The organism is Betaproteobacteria bacterium, from assembly GCA_016194905.1.
GTDB lineage: Bacteria > Pseudomonadota > Gammaproteobacteria > Burkholderiales > JACQAP01 > JACQAP01.
Genome location: JACQAP010000031.1, coordinates 12,267 through 29,320 on the forward strand (window position 1 = coordinate 12,267; position 17,054 = coordinate 29,320).

Annotated in this window: 21 protein-coding genes and 1 pseudogene; 12 read left to right on the forward strand and 10 right to left on the reverse strand. The window is 60.0% G+C overall.

Annotation, left to right across the window (positions count from 1 at the left end; all coding sequences use genetic code 11):
• The first annotated feature begins 3 nt into the window (after positions 1–3).
• Together HY067_20805 and xylB are read left to right on the forward strand one after the other, a co-directional pair.
• On the forward strand, positions 4–933 hold the full coding sequence (locus HY067_20805; protein MBI3530394.1) for an AraC family transcriptional regulator: 930 nt from the start codon (positions 4–6) through the stop codon (positions 931–933).
• Positions 934–946: 13 nt separating this feature from the next.
• Positions 947–2,440: a xylulokinase gene (gene xylB / locus HY067_20810; protein MBI3530395.1), complete on the forward strand. Its 1,494-nt coding sequence runs from the start codon at positions 947–949 to the stop codon at positions 2,438–2,440.
• Between the two features lie 222 nt (positions 2,441–2,662).
• Here the strand turns inward: xylB and HY067_20815 are convergent, their stop codons facing one another.
• Positions 2,663–2,947 carry a MerR family DNA-binding protein gene (locus tag HY067_20815; GenBank protein MBI3530396.1) on the reverse strand — a complete coding sequence of 95 codons (285 nt, stop codon included), beginning with the start codon at positions 2,945–2,947 and terminating at the stop codon, positions 2,663–2,665.
• Between the two features lie 77 nt (positions 2,948–3,024).
• Between HY067_20815 and HY067_20820 the strand changes: the two genes are divergently transcribed.
• From HY067_20820 to HY067_20855, 8 genes and pseudogenes are all read left to right on the forward strand, one after another.
• On the forward strand, positions 3,025–3,372 hold the full coding sequence (locus tag HY067_20820; protein ID MBI3530397.1) for a mercury transporter MerT: 348 nt from the start codon (positions 3,025–3,027) through the stop codon (positions 3,370–3,372).
• 12 nt (positions 3,373–3,384) lie between these two features.
• Entirely contained in the window at positions 3,385–3,660 is a 276-nt protein-coding gene (gene merP, locus HY067_20825) for a mercury resistance system periplasmic binding protein MerP (protein MBI3530398.1), read from the forward strand.
• 4 nt (positions 3,661–3,664) lie between these two features.
• Positions 3,665–3,880: a hypothetical protein gene (locus tag HY067_20830; GenBank protein ID MBI3530399.1), complete on the forward strand. Its 216-nt coding sequence runs from the start codon at positions 3,665–3,667 to the stop codon at positions 3,878–3,880.
• A gap of 471 nt (positions 3,881–4,351) precedes the next feature.
• Positions 4,352–4,837, forward strand: a complete 486-nt coding sequence (locus HY067_20835; GenBank protein ID MBI3530400.1) for a hypothetical protein — start codon at positions 4,352–4,354, stop codon at positions 4,835–4,837.
• Between the two features lie 124 nt (positions 4,838–4,961).
• Positions 4,962–5,630: pseudogene (locus HY067_20840) on the forward strand (DJ-1/PfpI family protein).
• 55 nt (positions 5,631–5,685) lie between these two features.
• Positions 5,686–6,279 (forward strand): sigma-70 family RNA polymerase sigma factor, encoded by a 594-nt coding sequence (locus tag HY067_20845; protein MBI3530401.1) that lies wholly within the window; start codon positions 5,686–5,688, stop codon positions 6,277–6,279.
• Between the two features lie 3 nt (positions 6,280–6,282).
• Positions 6,283–6,453 (forward strand): zf-HC2 domain-containing protein, encoded by a 171-nt coding sequence (locus HY067_20850; GenBank protein MBI3530402.1) that lies wholly within the window; start codon positions 6,283–6,285, stop codon positions 6,451–6,453.
• Between the two features lie 45 nt (positions 6,454–6,498).
• Positions 6,499–7,263 carry a haloacid dehalogenase type II gene (locus HY067_20855; GenBank protein ID MBI3530403.1) on the forward strand — a complete coding sequence of 255 codons (765 nt, stop codon included), beginning with the start codon at positions 6,499–6,501 and terminating at the stop codon, positions 7,261–7,263.
• Between the two features lie 136 nt (positions 7,264–7,399).
• Here the strand turns inward: HY067_20855 and HY067_20860 are convergent, their stop codons facing one another.
• The 9 genes from HY067_20860 to HY067_20900 form a co-directional block, all read right to left on the reverse strand.
• Complete coding sequence (locus HY067_20860; protein MBI3530404.1) at positions 7,400–7,801, reverse strand: VOC family protein; 402 nt, start codon at positions 7,799–7,801, stop codon at positions 7,400–7,402.
• Between the two features lie 54 nt (positions 7,802–7,855).
• Positions 7,856–8,380: a GNAT family N-acetyltransferase gene (locus HY067_20865; protein ID MBI3530405.1), complete on the reverse strand. Its 525-nt coding sequence runs from the start codon at positions 8,378–8,380 to the stop codon at positions 7,856–7,858.
• 85 nt (positions 8,381–8,465) lie between these two features.
• A complete protein-coding gene (locus tag HY067_20870) occupies positions 8,466–8,981 on the reverse strand; it encodes a hypothetical protein (protein ID MBI3530406.1) in 516 nt (171 codons plus the stop codon).
• 384 nt (positions 8,982–9,365) lie between these two features.
• On the reverse strand, positions 9,366–10,346 hold the full coding sequence (locus HY067_20875; GenBank protein ID MBI3530407.1) for an SMP-30/gluconolactonase/LRE family protein: 981 nt from the start codon (positions 10,344–10,346) through the stop codon (positions 9,366–9,368).
• 194 nt (positions 10,347–10,540) lie between these two features.
• Positions 10,541–10,711: a hypothetical protein gene (locus HY067_20880; protein ID MBI3530408.1), complete on the reverse strand. Its 171-nt coding sequence runs from the start codon at positions 10,709–10,711 to the stop codon at positions 10,541–10,543.
• A 125-nt stretch (positions 10,712–10,836) separates the two neighbouring features.
• Positions 10,837–11,559, reverse strand: coding sequence for a hypothetical protein (locus HY067_20885; protein ID MBI3530409.1), 723 nt, complete (start codon positions 11,557–11,559; stop codon positions 10,837–10,839).
• Complete coding sequence (locus HY067_20890; GenBank protein MBI3530410.1) at positions 11,556–12,455, reverse strand: hypothetical protein; 900 nt, start codon at positions 12,453–12,455, stop codon at positions 11,556–11,558. Before HY067_20890 ends, HY067_20885 begins: the two co-directional genes overlap by 4 nt.
• 2 nt (positions 12,456–12,457) lie before the next feature.
• Positions 12,458–14,980, reverse strand: a complete 2,523-nt coding sequence (locus tag HY067_20895) for a CHAT domain-containing protein (GenBank protein MBI3530411.1) — start codon at positions 14,978–14,980, stop codon at positions 12,458–12,460.
• 97 nt (positions 14,981–15,077) lie between these two features.
• Positions 15,078–15,440, reverse strand: a complete 363-nt coding sequence (locus HY067_20900; protein ID MBI3530412.1) for a hypothetical protein — start codon at positions 15,438–15,440, stop codon at positions 15,078–15,080.
• A 156-nt stretch (positions 15,441–15,596) separates the two neighbouring features.
• Between HY067_20900 and HY067_20905 the strand changes: the two genes are divergently transcribed.
• The gene (locus HY067_20905; protein MBI3530413.1) at positions 15,597–16,016 is read left to right on the forward strand and encodes a two pore domain potassium channel family protein; all 420 of its coding nucleotides are present in this window, start codon (positions 15,597–15,599) and stop codon (positions 16,014–16,016) included.
• A gap of 42 nt (positions 16,017–16,058) precedes the next feature.
• Positions 16,059–16,877, forward strand: a complete 819-nt coding sequence (locus HY067_20910; protein ID MBI3530414.1) for a class II aldolase/adducin family protein — start codon at positions 16,059–16,061, stop codon at positions 16,875–16,877.
• The last annotated feature ends 177 nt before the right edge of the window (positions 16,878–17,054 follow it).

Below are 17,054 nucleotides of genomic sequence, written 5' to 3' on the forward strand. Positions count from 1 at the left end.
AGTATGCGTGCCCACCAACGTCTTCTGCCCAGACATCGACAGCCTGAACTCGAACTCGATGCCTCGCGCATGCCTTCGCTCGGCTACGAGGCAGCGGAAGATGTCGGCTTCATCCGCTGCCTAGATCATGGCTTCCCGACGCCTCTCGCGCGTTGGCATTATCACGACGAGTATGAGCTCCACCTCATCGTGGCGACTTCCGGCAAGGCCTTCGTGGGTGATTGGATCGGACAGTTCCAGCCCGGGCATCTGGTCCTCACGGGGCCCCGCCTGCCTCACAACTGGATCTCCCTCGACTTGCCGGACGGCGGCGTACGCCTGCGCGACCGGGTGATTCAGTTTCATCACGAGCCGATCGAGACAGCCTGTAGGAGCGTGTCGGAACTTGCCGAGGTCCTGCCCCTGTTGGAGCGCGCGCGCAACGGGATCGAATTCTTCGGCCTTTCGGATCACGCGCGCCTTTTCTTCGAAAGAATCAAGAGCAGCCGGGGCCTGGAGCGGTTCGCCGCCTTCTGCCAGTTCATGGCCGATCTGTCGCGCTGCACCGAATACCAATTGCTATCCAGCGTGCGATTGCAGAGTTTCGACGACGATGTCTCGCTCGAGCAGATCAACAGCATCGTCAACCAGCTTACCGAGAACATCGCGCAAGCGCCGTCGATGAGCGAATTTGCGGCGCAGTTCGGCATGACCGAGAGCCGGTTCTCGCGTTTCTTCCGGCGCGCCACGGGGAACAATTTCATCGACTTCGTCAACCGCGTGCGCATCAGCAGAGCCTGCCTGTTGCTGATGGAATCGAACCGCTACATCACGCACATCTGCTACGACGTCGGCTTCAACAATGTCGCCAACTTCAATCGACGCTTCCTGGAAATAAAGGGCATGACGCCAAGTGAGTTCCGGCGTCATGCCAACCGCCGATTCGGCGACTGAGCCGGATTCGCGCATGTACCTCGGCATCGACCTCGGCACCTCCGAGGTCAAGGTATTGCTCCTCGATGCCGGCCATCAGGTTGTTGCAGTAACCGGGGAATCGTTGCAGATCTCCCGGCCCCGCCCACTATGGAGCGAGCAACACCCGCATGAATGGTGGGCCGCGCTCGACGGCACAATGCTGCGCCTGGCGGCGAAGCACGGCGGTGCGATGGCAAGGGTCAGGGCAATCGGCCTGTCGGGCCAGATGCACGGAGCCGTGTTGCTCGATGCATCGGGCGAAGTGCTTCGCCCTGCAATTCTCTGGAACGATGGCCGCAGCGGTGACGCGTGCGCCGCGCTGGAGTCGGCTGTGCCTGAGCTGCGCGGCATCACGGGCAATCTCGCAATGCCCGGCTTCACCGCACCGAAGTTGGTCTGGCTGCGTGAGAACGAGCCGGAAATCCACGCTCGCACCGCTTGTGTTCTGCTGCCCAAAGACTGGATCCGCTTGCGTCTGACCAACGAGCGGTTCACCGACTACTCCGACGCTTCCGGAACACTTTGGCTCGACGTCGGGGCGCGCAACTGGTCGGATCGGGTGCTCTCGGCTTGTGGATTGTCGCGCGCCCAGATGCCTTCCCTGGTCGAGGGCAGTGCTGCAGCCGGTCGCTTGCACGGAGAAGTTGCGCGGCGGTGGGGGCTGCCTGAAGACATACCCGTTGCCGGCGGCGCCGGCGACAACGCATCCAGCGCCGTTGGCATCGGCGCCGTCATGCCTGGTCAGGGGTTCGTTTCGCTCGGCACCTCCGGCGTCATTTTTGTTTGCTCAGACCGCTTCCTCCCGAACCCGGCCAGCGCCGTGCACGCGTACTGTCACGCGCTGCCGGGCCGCTGGCACCAGATGTCGGTGATGTTGTCGGCCGCCAGCGCCCTGCGCTGGGCCACGCAATTGACAGGTCGCGAAAGCGAAGCCAGCCTGCTCGGTACAGCGGAGGCACTGAGCCCGTCGCAACGAACCTCGGCGCCGTTGTTTCTACCTTACCTTGCCGGTGAACGCACGCCGCACAACGATCCGAACGCCAAGGGCGTGCTGTTCGGACTGACGCACGAGCACGGGCCTGGAGACATCGCGCACGCCGTGGTAGAGGGAGTGAGTCATGGACTGCTCGATGGGTTCAATTCCCTCGATGCGGAGTTGCGGTCGAGCGTACGCGAGTTGTCGTTGGTCGGCGGCGGTGCGCGCAGCAGTTACTGGGCGCAGCTTCTCGCTACGCTGCTCCAGCGTCCGCTCGTCCTGAGAGCCGGCGCCGAAACGGCTGCCGCGCTTGGGGCCGCACGACTGGCATGGCTGGCCAATGGAGGCGAAGAAACGGAAGTGTGTCGCACTGCGCCCGAGCGCAGCCGCTTCGAGCCGGATCCATCGCCAGACCCCAGCTTGCAAGCCCGCTATGAACGGTTCACCCGGCTGTATCCACAGGTCCGCGCTTTTTGGGCTGATCGATTAAGTAATCAGGTGATTGACTGATTTCGTGGTTGAAGAGCTTTGACGATTCTTAATCCCCTAATTTGTAGTAGACGCCACTTGATCTGACGACCCGTGTCCTGTTTTGGCAAGCGCCACCGACGGCTTTCTAGAAACTCGACCGTCGCTTCTCGACCCGAAGGCGTCAATAGCGGGTGTCTGCTTTGGGGCTATCGAATACTGAACTGAATCATTTGACGCGAGTCCGGCGAGTTGCGAAGGCGGCTAGCTTTGTTCCAAACATTGCCCTTTGCGAAACATCAGCCCTCTCCCTCGATCAGTCGCCAGCACGTCGATAATTGGGCAGGCAGCGCCGCCGTCACCTTGATCGCATTGCTTTACCAGCCTGGCAAGTACCTTCCGCATAGCGGCAAGGTCCGCAATCTTCTGTTCGATGAGCGCCACCTTGCGAGCGGCCAACGTCCGCGTCTGCGCGCAGGCGCACGCCTCATCCAACGTCAGGAGTCCTCCAACTTCCGCCAGCTTGCCGATCGTCAGTTCTGCCGTCATCACATTCCCCCCTTGACTCCGTACTTGGGTACGGGATTTAGAGTGGCACGTGGGTAAACAGGTTCAAGGAGAAAGGTATGGCACAGCTCACCGAAAAAAGCTCGTTGATCGCGGGCGTGCTGGCGGGCATTGGTGCGTCGGTATGCTGCGTTGGGCCGCTCGTGCTGCTGACCCTCGGCATCGGTGGTACGTGGGTGGGCAATCTGACAGCGATGGAGCCATACCGGCCCATCTTCATCGGATTGACGCTGTTGTTTCTCGGGCTGGCCTTTCGCAAGCTTTATCTGGTGCCGCAGGTCTGCACACCGGGCACACCTTGCTCCGATCCGCGCACTATCAAGCGCCAGCGGCTGAAGTTCTGGCTCATCGCCGTCCTGCTGCTCGTCCTGCTGGCTGTGCCGTCACTGGCCCTGCTGTTTTACTGAAAGAAAATCCTCATGCGCAAATTGCTGATTGCCGCGCTCGCCGTACTACCCCTCGCGGCGCTGGCCGCCACCCCGAAAACCGTCACGCTCGACGTTAAAAACATGACGTGCGAACTCTGCCCGATCACGGTAAAAAAGTCCCTCGATAAGGTTTCCGGCGTGAGCGTCGTCAAGGTCAATTTCGACAAGAAGACGGCCACCGTCACCTATGATCCCGACAAGGCCCAGCCCGAGAGCTTGACCCGAGCAACAACGAACGCGGGCTATCCTTCCGCAGTGCGGAAATGACTTTGTGAAGAATGCCATCGTCCTCGAATCCGTGCTGACCTGCCCGCACTGCGGTTTCGTCAAGCAGGAAACCATGCCTACTGACGCCTGCCAGTTCCACTACGAGTGCAGCAACTGCAAGGCGCTCTTGCGCCCAAATTCTGGCGACTGCTGCGTGTTCTGCTCGTTCGGCTCGGCGAAGTGCCCGCCCATTCAGGCACGGGGCTCGTGCTGCGAGTGAGTATTCCAGGTGTCGAATACAACCTTGATTGCGACGACCTGAACGTAGGCATTCAGGCGATGAGATCCGGCTAACGAATGTCTCGAAGTGGTCGGTTCACGACTTGTCGCTACGCGACCCAATATAGCTGCCGTTGCGAAGCCAACCAGATCCGATCCCGCAGGACACTCGTGCCGAAGGTGCACGAATCACACAAGCGCATTGCCGCCCGGATTCTTGCAGGAAACGCAATGGTGTCTTGCGTCCGGAGTGATGGTGCACGGCTCAGCGCATGTCTATTCTGTCGCCCTTGCCACTCGTTCCCTGAATCCAGAGGTCATCATGATTCGCCGATGGAATTTGCCGCCTGCGTGTAACACTCGGCACCTTCGATTCGACTAAAGCAGGTCCTCGAGGCGGATTTCACTTGCACATGGATTCGCTGCCCCGGGGTCGAAAACCGATGACCCACAATTTCCAAGGAGACTTCAAATGCTTTTCCCTTTCGTGAATCTGAAGAAGACCGCTGGAACCGCAGCCGTTGCCCTCGCACTTGCGCTCGCTGGCGCACCGCTGGCCCATGCCGTCAAGACCACCGGCGCGGAGTACAACACCCTGTACGCCGGCCTCGGCGCCAAGGGCTACGACGTCATGGCCTACTTCCTCGACGGCAGGCCCGAACTGGGTTCCGACAAGTACACCGTTCAATACGGCGGCGTGACCTGGCAGTTTGCAAGCCGCGAGCATCGTGACGCCTTCGCTGCCAACCCCGCCCGTTACTCGCCGCAATATGGTGGCTTCTGCTCCTGGGGTGTGTCGCAGGGCAAGTTGTTCGATATCGATCCGGTGAACGGCTGGAAGGTCGTGGACGGCAAGCTGTATCTCAACTTCAACGCGGACATCCAGAAGGTATGGGAAAAGGATTCCACCGGGTATATCGCAAAGGCGGAAAGGAACTGGCCGGCATTGAATCACTGAATCCATTGACGGCCCGTTTCTCGTACACGTGGCATGCGGTCCGCGGGTCAATCTGCGGACCGCAATCATTATTCTGGCTGCTGCTGCACGAAAGGCAGCAGGCAACCCTCACAGGAGAATGGCTATGAATCCACCGGTTACACCGGGATTCCGGCTTGGTATTTACATTTTCAAGGAAGCTGAAATTGTGGATTTTGCCGCACCCTACGGCGTCTTCTCGGTGGCGCGCCGCTTCGATCCGGAGCTCGACGTGTTCCTGATAGCGGAGTCGATGCACCCGGTCCAGGCACAAGCCGGCATGATGCTGCTGCCAAACTATGCCTTCAACGACCATCCTGACATGGATGCTTTTCTCATCCCCGGCGGCTTCGGAACGCGCTAGGAAATGCATAACGGCAATCTCCACCGGTTCATCGGCGGGCTGCCCGAAGACACGCTCCTAACCAGCGTTTGCACCGGGTCCTGGATTTACGGACAGCTCGGGCTGCTCGACGGCTTGCCGGCAACCAACCGCAAGGAGCCCGACCGGCTGGAAGCATCCAACCTGGGCAAGGTACCGATCGATCGGCTCAAAGTCATCGCGCCTAAATGCCGCATCAGCAGAGCGCGCGTCGTGGACGCCGGGCGCATTGTCACTGCTGGCGGCATCGCTGCGGGCATGGAAATGGGATTCCATCTGCTGCGGCGTGCGTGCTACGGCGAAGAATGGATCGGCGAGGTGGCCCGCGTCATGGAATACGCGGACGCCTACCGGCTATACAAAGACGACATCGAATATGCAAAGGCTGCCTAGATCTGCGTCTCCGATTGGAGCCGCGTCCGCCGCGGTGGCAATACCGTGCGAAGCGATGACTCGAAGGCCGGACATTGTGGACTTCGAAGCAGCGGCGGCAGCGTGTCGTCCATACCTGCTGCGCGTGGCAATCGTGCAATTGCGAGACCGCGACCTTGCGGAGGACGTGGTGCAGGAAACCCTCCTGGCGGCCTATCGCGGGCTCGACCGTTTCGCCCACCAATCCACCGTCAAGACGTGGCTCACCGGGATCCTGAAGAACAAGGTTCTTGATGCGCTGCGCCGGCGTAAGCGCGATCAGGTCGACATAATCGGACTGCAGGCCGAACTCGATCTGAATGATATCGACGAGTTTTTCACCTCCAGCGCCGAGCGCGTGTGGGAGATCGGTCCCGGGCAGTGGCGCGACCCTTCCGCGTCCTGGGAGGAAAAGCGGTTTTTCGACATGGTCGATTTCTGCCTGAAGCGACTGCCTGCCAGCACCGCACGCGTCTTCATGATGCGGGAGCTATTCGAGATGGAGACCCGAGAGATCTGCCTCGAACTGTCGATCACCGAGACCAACTTCAGGGTCCTGATGTACCGGGCGCGGATGGCTTTGCGGCGCTGCCTGGAAACCAACTGGTTTCTGCAGCCGATGGAGGCGTGAGAAATGATCACCTGTCCGGAGTCGACCCGTTTGCTGTCCGTGGGCATGGACGGAGAAATGTCATTCTTCAGGCGCCTGTTGCTGCGCGCCCATCTCAAGCGCTGTCCGGCATGCAGGCGTTGCGAGGAGCAATTCCGCTTCCTGCGCGCTACGATGCTGCGCTGGAAGATTTGACGTTCAGCCAATCGATGAATCAAAACAATCAGAAAAGGAAAAACCATGACAAGGTTTCCTGGAGCCAAAACTCTTCTCGCACTTTTGTGCGTGGTTTTACCGTGCGGACCGGGTTTGGCGCAGGAACACTCCACGCCGCGGTTCAAGGCCGTAGCATTCGACTATTTCGTACTTTTTGACGCCAATTCCGTCATTCCCGAAGTCGAGAAAGTCTTTCCCGGCAAAGGCGCCGAGATCACCAGGATGTGGCGCGGCAAACAGTTCGAATACGGTTTTCTGCGATCCATTACGAATCGCCACGCCGACTTCTTCAAAGTCACCGAAGACGCGTTGGTTTACACCGCCAAGGCAATGAAGCTCGAGCTGCCTCCCGGAGCACAAAAGCAGCTCCTGAATGCGTACCTGACATTGAAGCCGTGGCCCGATACCGTCGATACATTACGCAAGCTGAAAGCTTCCGGGGTGCGCATCATCATCATTTCGAATTTCAGTCAGAAGATGCTTCGTTCAAACGCCGACGGAGCAGGAATAACAGACCTCTTTGACGAATTGCTGAGCACCGAAGTAAATGGCACATACAAGCCCGAACCTCGTGCCTATGAACTGGGCATGGAAAGACTGAAACTCAAAAAAGAAGAAATCGTGTTCGCAGCCTTTGGCGGATGGGATGCTTACGGCGCAAAGAGTTTCGGTTATACGACTTACTGGGTGAACCGATTCAATCTGCCCATGGAGGAACTGGGCATTGAAGCCGACAAGACTTCCAACAATTTGGAGGGGTTGCTGAATTTTGTGCTGGGTCCTTCCTAACCTTGTTCAAACATCATCGCTGCAGCCATTCAGAAGCCAACGAGGAACTTATCCGAGATGAAATGGAGAAAGCATGGGACTTGAACCCGATTCTGGCTACGAGCATGAATAAGAGGATGCCCGTAGTGGAGCTGATTCAGGACGCTTCGACATTGCTCCACTCAGCATTCTGCAGAACGATACGGTAGCCGTCCTGGTCTTCGTACGTTCGGCCCTGGATTGTCCAGTACGGGTTGAATGACGCGACCTGTTTGAAGCCAGCCGCCGACATGTTGGCGCACGCTGCTTGCCACTCGGTCGACGAAGGGATGTAGAAGACTGCCAGGTCTTCGGCCGTAGGAGCGGGCACGACAGGATGGCTTCGACAGTGCGTGAACTCGAAGTGGTAATTCGCGCCAGCGGTGCCGAGCATGACGCCGTCGAACCCTTCATGGTTCTCGAAGCTGCCGACAACACGAAGACCGAGGCCACGGCAGTACATGGCTTGGGTTGCCGCTAGGTCGGTGACAGGCCTCGCGATCCGAAGGTGATGCTCCATAGGTATGCGGTTTGGTGTTCGAGAGCGATCTAACGTGACGCTCGGCGGCGGCGATTAGCCATCCGCTGGAGCGCGCTGTCGGGCTTCCATCCATCGTCCATCGGCAAGTACAACCGACGTTTCGACCTGTCTCGCGGGGATTGACCAGTATCTCCGGAGCAGGGAGTCTTTGTGCCTGTTCGGGACGACGGTGAATCCGTTCCGCCGATAGAACTCTATCGCCCAGGACGCGTCCGCCCAGGTACCAATCAAAACGGGCTTGTCCGTGAGGCCCTCCACATGGCGCAGGAGCCTTGTCCCCACCCCCTTCCTCTGCACGGTCGGCGTGACGTAGGCGTGGCGTACCAAAGCGACTTCTCCCTTGTCCTGAATCCCCATGACCCCTAACAGACGTCCGTCTTCCTCCGCGACCCAGAATGTGACACCGTCCGCAATCTCTTTTCCCAGTTCATCCGGCGGCATATAGGGTTCGCGCCACCGGTCGGCCGGTATCACTCCTCGATAAGCCTGGGCAGCCTCGTTGACGATTGCCAACGTTGCACCCAAATCCGCTCCCCGAATTTTTCGGATCAATACCATGCGTTTCCAGAAGCCCAACGCCTGAGTTAACCGGAGCCGCGAAGCGGCGTCCGGTTGAACGAATGGTTGGGCACCACGCCACGGCTCATCGATGAAGCAGCATTGCCAGCCTGGCAGCAAGGAGCTTCGCAATAAACTTGAGGGGATAACTCGAGTGACTGGCCATGTCGCTCGGAACATCGCCGTTCTCGGGCTTGAACTTTGTACAAATACGCATCTGCAAGGGCGGGATATCTCCTTTAAGCCGCGATCGGTACACATCAACCCAATGCTTCCCGTCATCGAAGTTGAGGAACATGGCTGAATTGCAGCAGGTGGCGATGACTCGGTTTGTGGCCGATTTTTCCCTGATCTTGTGGCTCTTCAAGAGCAGGGCTCCCTTTGAGCATTTAACGCGATCCTTTCTGTAGAGGATGTATGCGGTCCCGCCATCGGGATCTTGAACGGGACGTGCATTCGGTAACGCTTCAAGTTGGCGGGCGCCTTCCTGGCAATCGTCGCAGTAACAAACAACGCTTGTGATGGGAGCGCCGCTCGCTTCGAGTTCGACACTTCCGCATGAGCACCGAGCAGTCGTGTGGTTTTTCGGCGGTTCAGACATCAGCTACTCCTGTCTTCGTGGTGCCCAACAGTTATTCAACAGACCGACCGGTCAGTACTGTTGAAATTCGCAGGACGTGCCATCGCGCATTAATCATCTGATTGATCGCGTACCCCCCGAGAGGGTCTGTCCGCATATGCAATGATAGTACGGACGGGTAGCATCGGGTTATTGTGGAGCCTTGGCGCGACAGCCCGCTATGGAGGAAATACTCAACGGTCCGGTTTTGGCCGGTTTTTGCCCGTCGCTCGTCGGTCTAAAATTCCCAGGAATCGGACATTGTCTGTCAGATGGAGGCGCGACTACTTCACCTAATTACCCAATCAGTGAATTACCATTTTATTGTCCCCTCGCCCCTTTCCCCTAAGCAGGACGCGCGCGGCGTCAGCCGCCGGGTGCGCCCTGCGTATTCACATACAGCGCATAGACGCTCTTGCTCGCAGCCATGAACAACCGGTTGCGCGCGAGGCCGCCGAAGCAAAGGTTGGCGCAGCGTTCCGGCAGTGCGATGCGTCCGATCAGGCGCGCGTCCGGGTTGTAGATGACGACACCGTCGAGTTCCGCGTTGCCCATTCCCCAGCCGAACCAGATATTTCCGTCCGCGTCGCAGCGCATGCCGTCGGGCGTGCCGGGTCCGGCGTCGAGGAACTTGCGCTTGCGCGTGAGCCGCTTGCCGCCATCGGTCACGTCGTATGCGTAGATGTTGCGCGGCGTGCTGCCCGATTCGACCAGGTACAAGATCGACTCGTCCGGCGAGAAGCACAGTCCGTTCGGGCGGTTCACTTCGCTCTCGGCCACCGTGATCTCGCCGCTGCTGCCGTCGACGCGATAGACATTCATCGGCAGTTCCTGTTTGGCGACATGACCCTCGTAGTTGCCGAGCAGCCCGAAGGGCGGGTCGGTGAACCAGATGGAACCGTCAGCTTTCACTACAACATCATTGGGTGAATTGAGCCGCTTGCCCTCGAAGCGATCCGCGATCACGGTCACGCTGCCGTCGTACTCGGTGCGCGACACGCGCCGTCCGCCGTGCTCGCAGGTCACCAGCCGTCCCTGGCGGTCGCGCGTGTTGCCGTTGGCGAAGGCTGACGGTTTGCGGAATACGCTCACGGCACCGGTTTCTTCCTCCCACTTCAGCATCCGGTTGTTCGGGATGTCGCTCCACAACAAATAGCGACCATCGCCGAACCAGACCGGCCCCTCGCACCAGCGGAAGCCGTGTGCGATCCGCTCCACCGACGCGGAATTCACCCGGTATTTGGCGAAACTCGGGTCCAGTATCTGGATCGCGGGGTCGGGGTAACGCTGGCTCGGTTGCCAGGGAACCGTATTGTCACTGCGCAGGTCGGGACTGTCGGATGGCATGAGAAGGTCTCGCTTCGGAAAATATCGTTGTTGTGCGGGGGAAGGATAGCAAAGACAACGTGACGGCGTGACGGTCGTGAAAACAACGAAGGAAGTTTCAGTGGCGACTAACCTTCAGAAAACCGAAAGTTTCAGTGGAGACTAACCTTCAGGTTACGTCGTAACCAATACGTCGTAACTGAAACGCGCCAGGTTCATGCGCGTTTCAGTGCAGGCTGGCGCGCGGACTCGTTACCGATGGAATCGGCCGTTTGCGGGTAGCGCGCCTTAGCACCGCCTCTCGCCCCGGATCGCTCCGCGAACGCCGTGTCGACGGTGCGCCCCGCGTAGCGCGGCGTGATGCCGGAACACCAATTCCGTCGCATGCGGGCAACTCCGCTGCGCGGGCGATCCGTAATAGCGCATCGAGGTTTCACCGGAACAAAGCCAGCACATCTTCCTTGTAGGTCCGGTTTCAACCGGACAAGGGCCGAAGAGCGGCGCAGCAACCTTAGTGCGCGCTCGCCCTGATGTATACGACCGCCATGCCATTCGGGGAGAGCGACGGCTGCGAGCAGGTGACGCCATCGCAGCCGCTGATATTGCGCGGCGTGGCCTTGCCCTGCTGCAGATAGACGTCGCCCCACTCCAGCGCGCCTTCCATGCCTTGCTTGCTTTCGGTCTTGACGTAGACACGGGAGGTTCCGTAGAGCCGCTCCTGCCCCCTGACGTGGCTCAGCATGCGGCGGTGATCCTTGGACTTGGCGTCGTAGGGGAGCGGCGTAAGCTGACCGGTTTTGAGCGACAGCATGGCCAGGGGAGCTTTGCCGTTGTCCAAAACAACCAGCAGATTGTCGCGGTCCTCACCATCGAAGCCGACCAGCTTCTCCACGCCAGGAATCGTGTGCAGGACCTTGACCTCGCGCGCCTTCGCCGAGACCCTCACGACGCTCTCGCCCTGGAGTGAAACGACGCTTTCGCCGCCGGGCTCATAGACCGGCCAGCGATAGCCGGAATCCGTAGTGAGCGCCGTGCGACGGCCGAACTCGAGTTCGGCTATCCAGATTTGCCCGGCGATCACGTCGCTGTCGCCTTTCATCTGGCTGGGAGTTGCGGAAATTCCCATCACTCGCAAAATGCGATCGAACAAGGTATCCGCTCGTGCACCGCTTGCGTCTCCAAGCGCGATCCCAATGATCGCGGCACATACGCCTATCCGTAACGCGATGCTCATTCGCGGCGTCCTTCTTGATCGGAAACCAGAGTCGGGACGATACGGTCGTAGCCGATGATCTCGGTCTTCTTGGCATCGGCACGCGGGACCGTGAGGAGCGAGCGCGTGTTGCCTTCGCTCTTGCGTACCAGATAGGTCACTCCGTCCTTCCCTTCCCACACCAGCCACGCCTGCAGCCCCTCTTTCACGGGTTCAGCGCCGATCATGCTCACGCGCGCAAGCGATTTGTCGACGATCAGCACGCCGTAGTTGACCGGCAGCAGCAAACCCTGCACCGCGACCAGAAAGATCAGCAGTGCCCGCAGCAGCCAGGAGCTTCGTCTCTCTTCCGGGCTGCCGTGGAGGCCGAAGACGATGGCAGCCGGGATTATCGTTCCGGCGACCAGCCCGCTGTAGAAGAGGGACATGAGACCATCGCTGCGCATCAGGCACGCAAGCCAGGCGGGCTCTGGCGGAAGGCTTGGAGCGAGCAAAAGATTGCTGTAAACGAAGCACTGCCGCATCACGAGCTGGATCATCAGCACGGAGACGATGATACCGGCAAGCGCAAGGCGGATGGGGTGAGCGCGGGTTTGCGTCCACCGAGCGCACACGCTGGTGCGAATGGAGGCTGGCATCAAACGAAACGGGACGTACAGGAGGCCGAACACGATCAACGCGAGCAGAAGCACGATCGGCACCGCCGAGACGAGATAGACCACAAACTTCGCGCCAGCGAACAGGTAGCGCTCATCGAGCACTGCCAGGTCGGTGCCGACGCCCAGTGCCGTCAAATGGAAGCGCAGCGTGAGATAACCAAGCACGTAAAGCAGGAAGCTGGCGAAGGCGGTATAGGAGGTCCAGCCGGTGGCCACAGCCTTCAGCTTCTCGCCGATCGTGTCGAGAGGCGTCGCCACCGTTATCTCGTCACCAGCATGAACGCGCTCCAGAAGTAGGGATGGGCATACTCCGGCCGCTTCTTCACGGCCCTCAACGCTTGCCGCGCAGCTTCCGCCGGCGAGCCCACCTGCGCGGCGCGGTGGAACGTTTCCATCCACAGCGCCGTCGAGGCGGAGTCGACTTCCCAATAGGATAAAACCAAGGTGCTCGCGCCTGCATAGAGCAGCGCTCGAAGCATCCCCAGCACTTCATTCGAGCGGGTGGCCTCGGCCTTGCCGGTCTCACAGGCGCTCAAAACGACCATGCTGGTCTTGGCCAGCGGCAGGCCGAACATCTCCGCGGCGGTGAGCCGCCCGTCGTCCTGTGCTCCCTGGGCGAGCTTGAGGTAAGACAGCATGGGCTCCTGGCTGTTGAATCGTCCATGCACGGACAGATGCACGACTTCATAGTCGCCCACCGATGCCTTCACGTCCGACTCCTTGATCAGCGAATCGAGCATCACCTTGCTGCGTCCGGAATACAGCTTCGCGATGCTCTCGACCTCGTGCTCGCCCTCGCTGATCTCCGGATCGGCTGCCGCCAGCAGTGTCTTCTTCCCGCCAGCCGCAGTCTTGCGCAATCCCATCTGGATGGTAGCGCTCGGGGCGTAGGAAAGCTGGTAGCGCTCACCGAGGCTGGATCCATCCGACGGATTCTCCAGCACCTGGAACGGTAGCGAGTGCAGCGCATCGTGAGGGACGATCACCAGGCGCTCTCCGCGAATCGAGCTTGCGACGGGTTGGATCAGAAACAAGTACAGCTCGCGCGCCGTCTTGCGGTCGAAGGCATTATTGCGGTCCGACAGGCTTTTCTGCAGCGCTTCCACCTTGGCGAACAGCTCGGATCGCGGCAGGAATACGTTGCGCACGTACACTCCATCGGCATCGATGTGCCAGACGTTCACCGCGGTCTCGCTCACGAGGTACTCGAGCACCTCGAAATTGTCCTGCCTCATCCGCTCCTGCAGAGCCTGAAGGGAGATGGCGCGCGACGTAGTAAGCTCCTGAAGATGAGGTGCCTCCACCGAGATGCGTGCCAGCAGCTTGCGGTAAGCGTCCTCCAGCGAGGCGATCTCGCGCTCGACCGGGGCTAGCGCATCGGGTTTGGCGGCTGCGTTGATCAAGCGGAACAGATCGGCCTGCTTGGCCGCGATGGCCGTGCGCAACCGCACCGACTCGGCGTAGAGCTGCTGCTCGCCGGCTCCGGAGAGGCTCAGCTCGCGGGCGGCCAGCATATCCGCCATGGCGCGAGCGCGAGAGCGCTCCATCAGCTCGAAAGCCTCGGCATAGCGGCGCATGTCGAGCAGCTCCAGGATGGCGGAGTAGTAGATGCCCATCTTGCTTTCGAGGAAGGTGCCGCGCGCTTTGTCGTCTTGCAGCGTGCGCCGATCCTGTTCCAACAATTCCACCGCTTTCATAAAAGACGCCAGCGCGCCGGCGTGATCCCCCCTCGATTGCTGCATCAGGCCATCTGTGTGCAGCGAGGTGGCGGCGACCGAGTTGCCGAATGGGCCGGCTTGCGCCTCGAACCGCTTCGACTGCTCGTACAGCTGGCTCATCTCCGGCGGTAAACCGAAGTCCTCACTCACAAAGCGCTCCGTCGCCAGCACATCCGAGGGCTTCTCGGGATGGAAGACCTTCACATTCTGGAGGCTCTCTTGAGAACGCTTCTGGGCGCCGATCAGCTCGGCGCGCGCGTTGGCGGATTTCAAAAAATCCTGTGTCTGCTTGGCGAGTCCGGTCCAGCCCAGCCTCTGCGCGATCGCGAGGGCCTTGCCCAGGTCCTGACGCGTGCGGTCCAGGGCCTGGAAGCAAGCGTCGAAGGTGCGCTGGTAATCGCACTTCTCCGCCAGCTTCAAATAGACGTCCGATCGATCCAGGTAGCCGTAGTAGAGCAGCTCGTCTTTGATCCCGGGTAACGCGAAGGCACGGTTGAGGCTGTCTGCCGCCGCGTTGAAATTGCCCTGCTTCATCTGGAGCTGCGCCAGGATACCCAGGGCGTCGAATAGGTAGGTTTTGTCTGCCACAGGCGACGCCAAATCGACCGCGCGTTCGGCATCCGCCTGGGCAGCGCTGAGATTGCGCAGCTCTGCCTCGCTTTGGGCGCGCCCCACCAGGGCCTTGGCTTGGTGTGCGGGATGATTGGCTTTGCGGGCTGCCGCTTCGGCCTGCTCGTAGTAAGCGCGTGCCGCATCCCATTTGCCCTGCATGCGCTGTATTTGGCCAAGCCTGATCAAACTCAGCGCGGCGTTGGCAAGATCGCCCCGGCCGCTGAAGCCATCGACGCTGGCACGCAGCTGGCGCTCGGCATCAGCCAGGTCGGCAATACGCGATCGGTAGTCGCCAGTCTTGCGAAAGTAATCGACGAAGGCATCGATCTTGGCAATGGCGTCGCGCTGAAGCTCGGCGGGATCGGCTGCCCACCCGGGGGTGCCGGTCGCCAGCAACGCGGCAAGAAGCAGAAATCCAAGGATACGGTGGCACGGGCGCTTCCCCATTTCCATGCTCCGGTATGTAGGTTCGACGAGGAAACCTCGCGAGACGGCGCGACTATCAGCATATAGGACAACGGCGTTGCCGTACTAGCATGTTGATTTTCCGCTAACAGACATGGTAGCAGTAGCACATGCGATCTTCATGCAACCGATACTTCCTTTCACACTCGCCCTTCTCGACGTCACCGCCAGGTTGGACTTGCGACCCTGAGCAGTCTTCGCCAATGACGCCTTCCTGTCCTCCTCCTTGGTATCCCCAGGCGCCGGTCTGGGTATTGAGCCAGTAGCGTCCGTCCGGCACTGATGAACCGCAGTTGAGCGCGTCCAAGACCATGAGCTGTGCTCTATTCATCACGGCGCCGTTGACGATGACTTGACGCGACATTTGTTGGGCAAGCACGGGCAACGATGCGGCGAGCGCCACGCTGACGATCAACATGCGCAATTGTTGCAGGATAGAAATAATCATCTCGATCTCCTTTCGTCATCAGTAGTGGTTGATAAAATTGCATCCACCTAGAACAGAAATTTGTCGTCCTCGAGATTTCGTTTCGTGGTTGTCCACTATCGCTCACCTCATGCGTTTAAACCCCGTCACGGTTTCGAACTTGTTATCGGTACGCGCATGCTCCCCTCTCTCTTGCTCTGTCTTTTCCTGGTCGGCGTCAGCGTCATGATGCATTACGAAGCACTGCGACTGTTGAACGATCGCCTCAACAGTACCGAAATCATTTCCACCCGCGCCAAGGTGCTGGTCGCGCTGGTCGGCGCGATGGCGAGTCATCTTCTGCAGATCGCGGTATTCGCGCTCGCCTTCTGGCTGCTGCGCGACAAGTTCGGCATGGGCGGATTCGGCGGAACGTTCCAGGATTCGCTCGCCAGTTTTCTGTATTTCTCCAGCGAAACCTACACGACGCTGGGCTTCGGCGACATCTATCCGACCGGGCCGCTGCGCATGATCTGCGGCATCGAGTCGCTCGTCGGATTATTGATGGTGAGCTGGACGGCGTCGTTTACTTATCTGGAAATGCGCAGATACTGGTAGAGGTTGCGGGCTGAAAGCCGACTTCACAACCACGGAGGATCCATGAAGAGGAAAGATTCCACGTATCGCAGCTTCGCGAGGCGCGAGTTCCTGATCGGCGGCGGCGTCCTTCTCGCCGGCGCACTGACGGGCGCGGCGCGCAACGCACGGGCAGAACCCGTTACAGCCGATCCCGGATTGATCGAAGACCTGGTTGCGGCGAACCGCATACTCGCCGCGCTGGAAATCGTGGACGGCTACGGACACGTAAGCGTTCGCCATGACAAGAACCCGAACCGCTACCTGATCGCGCGTTCGATCGCACCGGAACTGGTCGGCGCGAACGACATCCTGGAGCTCGACCTCGACAGCAGGCCCGTGGGCAACGGCGATGCCAGAATGTATCTCGAGCGTTTCATCCACGGGGAAATCTACAAGGCGCGGCCGGAAGTCAAAGCCGTGGTCCACAACCATGCTGCCGCCGTCATTCCCTTCGGCGCAAGCCCCGTTGCGCTTCGACCGCTCTATCACATGGCCGGCTTCATCGGCCGAGGCGTGCCGATCTTCGATATCCGCGATGTCGCGGGTGACACCGACATGCTGGTGAAGACGCCGGAACTCGGCGCGGCGCTCGCGCGCACGCTCGGCGACAAACCCGCCGCGCTGATGCGCGGCCATGGCGCGGTTGTCGTGGGCGATTCGCTGCCGCAGGTGGTCGGGCGCAGCTACTACCTGCAGATGAACGCGAAGCTGCAGGCGCAGGCCATGGCGCTGGGCGGTGAAATCACGTATCTCGATGCCGAGGAGGCACACAAGACCGAGGGATTCGGCGGCTACGAACGAGCCTGGGACCTGTGGAAGCGGAAGGCGATGGGGAAATGACCGGAGAACGTCCACGGGATTCCGTGGGATACCGGCTTTGCCATAACCGGCTTCGCAACGCTTGCGCTCGGACACCATTCGGACTACAAATGTCGTTAGCCTTGGGAGGGGCGGTATATGCCGTTGGCAATCGGATCGGTCCACTTCACTGTGATTCTGGCAGAAAACAGCGTGCTT

Bases quoted from the DNA above. Each gene is read 5' to 3' on its own strand.
- HY067_20895 (MBI3530411.1), bottom strand. From the start codon at position 14,980: ATGGAAATGGGGAAGCGCCCGTGCCACCGTATCCTTGGATTTCTGCTT.
- xylB (MBI3530395.1), top strand. From the start codon at position 947: ATGTACCTCGGCATCGACCTCGGCACCTCCGAGGTCAAGGTATTGCTC.
- HY067_20820 (MBI3530397.1), top strand. From the start codon at position 3,025: ATGGCACAGCTCACCGAAAAAAGCTCGTTGATCGCGGGCGTGCTGGCG.
- HY067_20865 (MBI3530405.1), bottom strand. From the start codon at position 8,380: ATGGTATTGATCCGAAAAATTCGGGGAGCGGATTTGGGTGCAACGTTG.
- HY067_20910 (MBI3530414.1), top strand. From the start codon at position 16,059: ATGAAGAGGAAAGATTCCACGTATCGCAGCTTCGCGAGGCGCGAGTTC.
- HY067_20860 (MBI3530404.1), bottom strand. From the start codon at position 7,801: ATGGAGCATCACCTTCGGATCGCGAGGCCTGTCACCGACCTAGCGGCA.
- HY067_20805 (MBI3530394.1), top strand. From the start codon at position 4: ATGCGTGCCCACCAACGTCTTCTGCCCAGACATCGACAGCCTGAACTC.
- HY067_20900 (MBI3530412.1), bottom strand. From the start codon at position 15,440: ATGATTATTTCTATCCTGCAACAATTGCGCATGTTGATCGTCAGCGTG.
- HY067_20815 (MBI3530396.1), bottom strand. From the start codon at position 2,947: ATGACGGCAGAACTGACGATCGGCAAGCTGGCGGAAGTTGGAGGACTC.
- HY067_20870 (MBI3530406.1), bottom strand. From the start codon at position 8,981: ATGTCTGAACCGCCGAAAAACCACACGACTGCTCGGTGCTCATGCGGA.
- HY067_20875 (MBI3530407.1), bottom strand. From the start codon at position 10,346: ATGCCATCCGACAGTCCCGACCTGCGCAGTGACAATACGGTTCCCTGG.
- HY067_20855 (MBI3530403.1), top strand. From the start codon at position 6,499: ATGACAAGGTTTCCTGGAGCCAAAACTCTTCTCGCACTTTTGTGCGTG.
- HY067_20845 (MBI3530401.1), top strand. From the start codon at position 5,686: ATGACTCGAAGGCCGGACATTGTGGACTTCGAAGCAGCGGCGGCAGCG.
- HY067_20905 (MBI3530413.1), top strand. From the start codon at position 15,597: ATGCTCCCCTCTCTCTTGCTCTGTCTTTTCCTGGTCGGCGTCAGCGTC.
- HY067_20880 (MBI3530408.1), bottom strand. From the start codon at position 10,711: ATGCGACGGAATTGGTGTTCCGGCATCACGCCGCGCTACGCGGGGCGC.
- HY067_20835 (MBI3530400.1), top strand. From the start codon at position 4,352: ATGCTTTTCCCTTTCGTGAATCTGAAGAAGACCGCTGGAACCGCAGCC.
- HY067_20850 (MBI3530402.1), top strand. From the start codon at position 6,283: ATGATCACCTGTCCGGAGTCGACCCGTTTGCTGTCCGTGGGCATGGAC.
- HY067_20885 (MBI3530409.1), bottom strand. From the start codon at position 11,559: ATGAGCATCGCGTTACGGATAGGCGTATGTGCCGCGATCATTGGGATC.
- merP (MBI3530398.1), top strand. From the start codon at position 3,385: ATGCGCAAATTGCTGATTGCCGCGCTCGCCGTACTACCCCTCGCGGCG.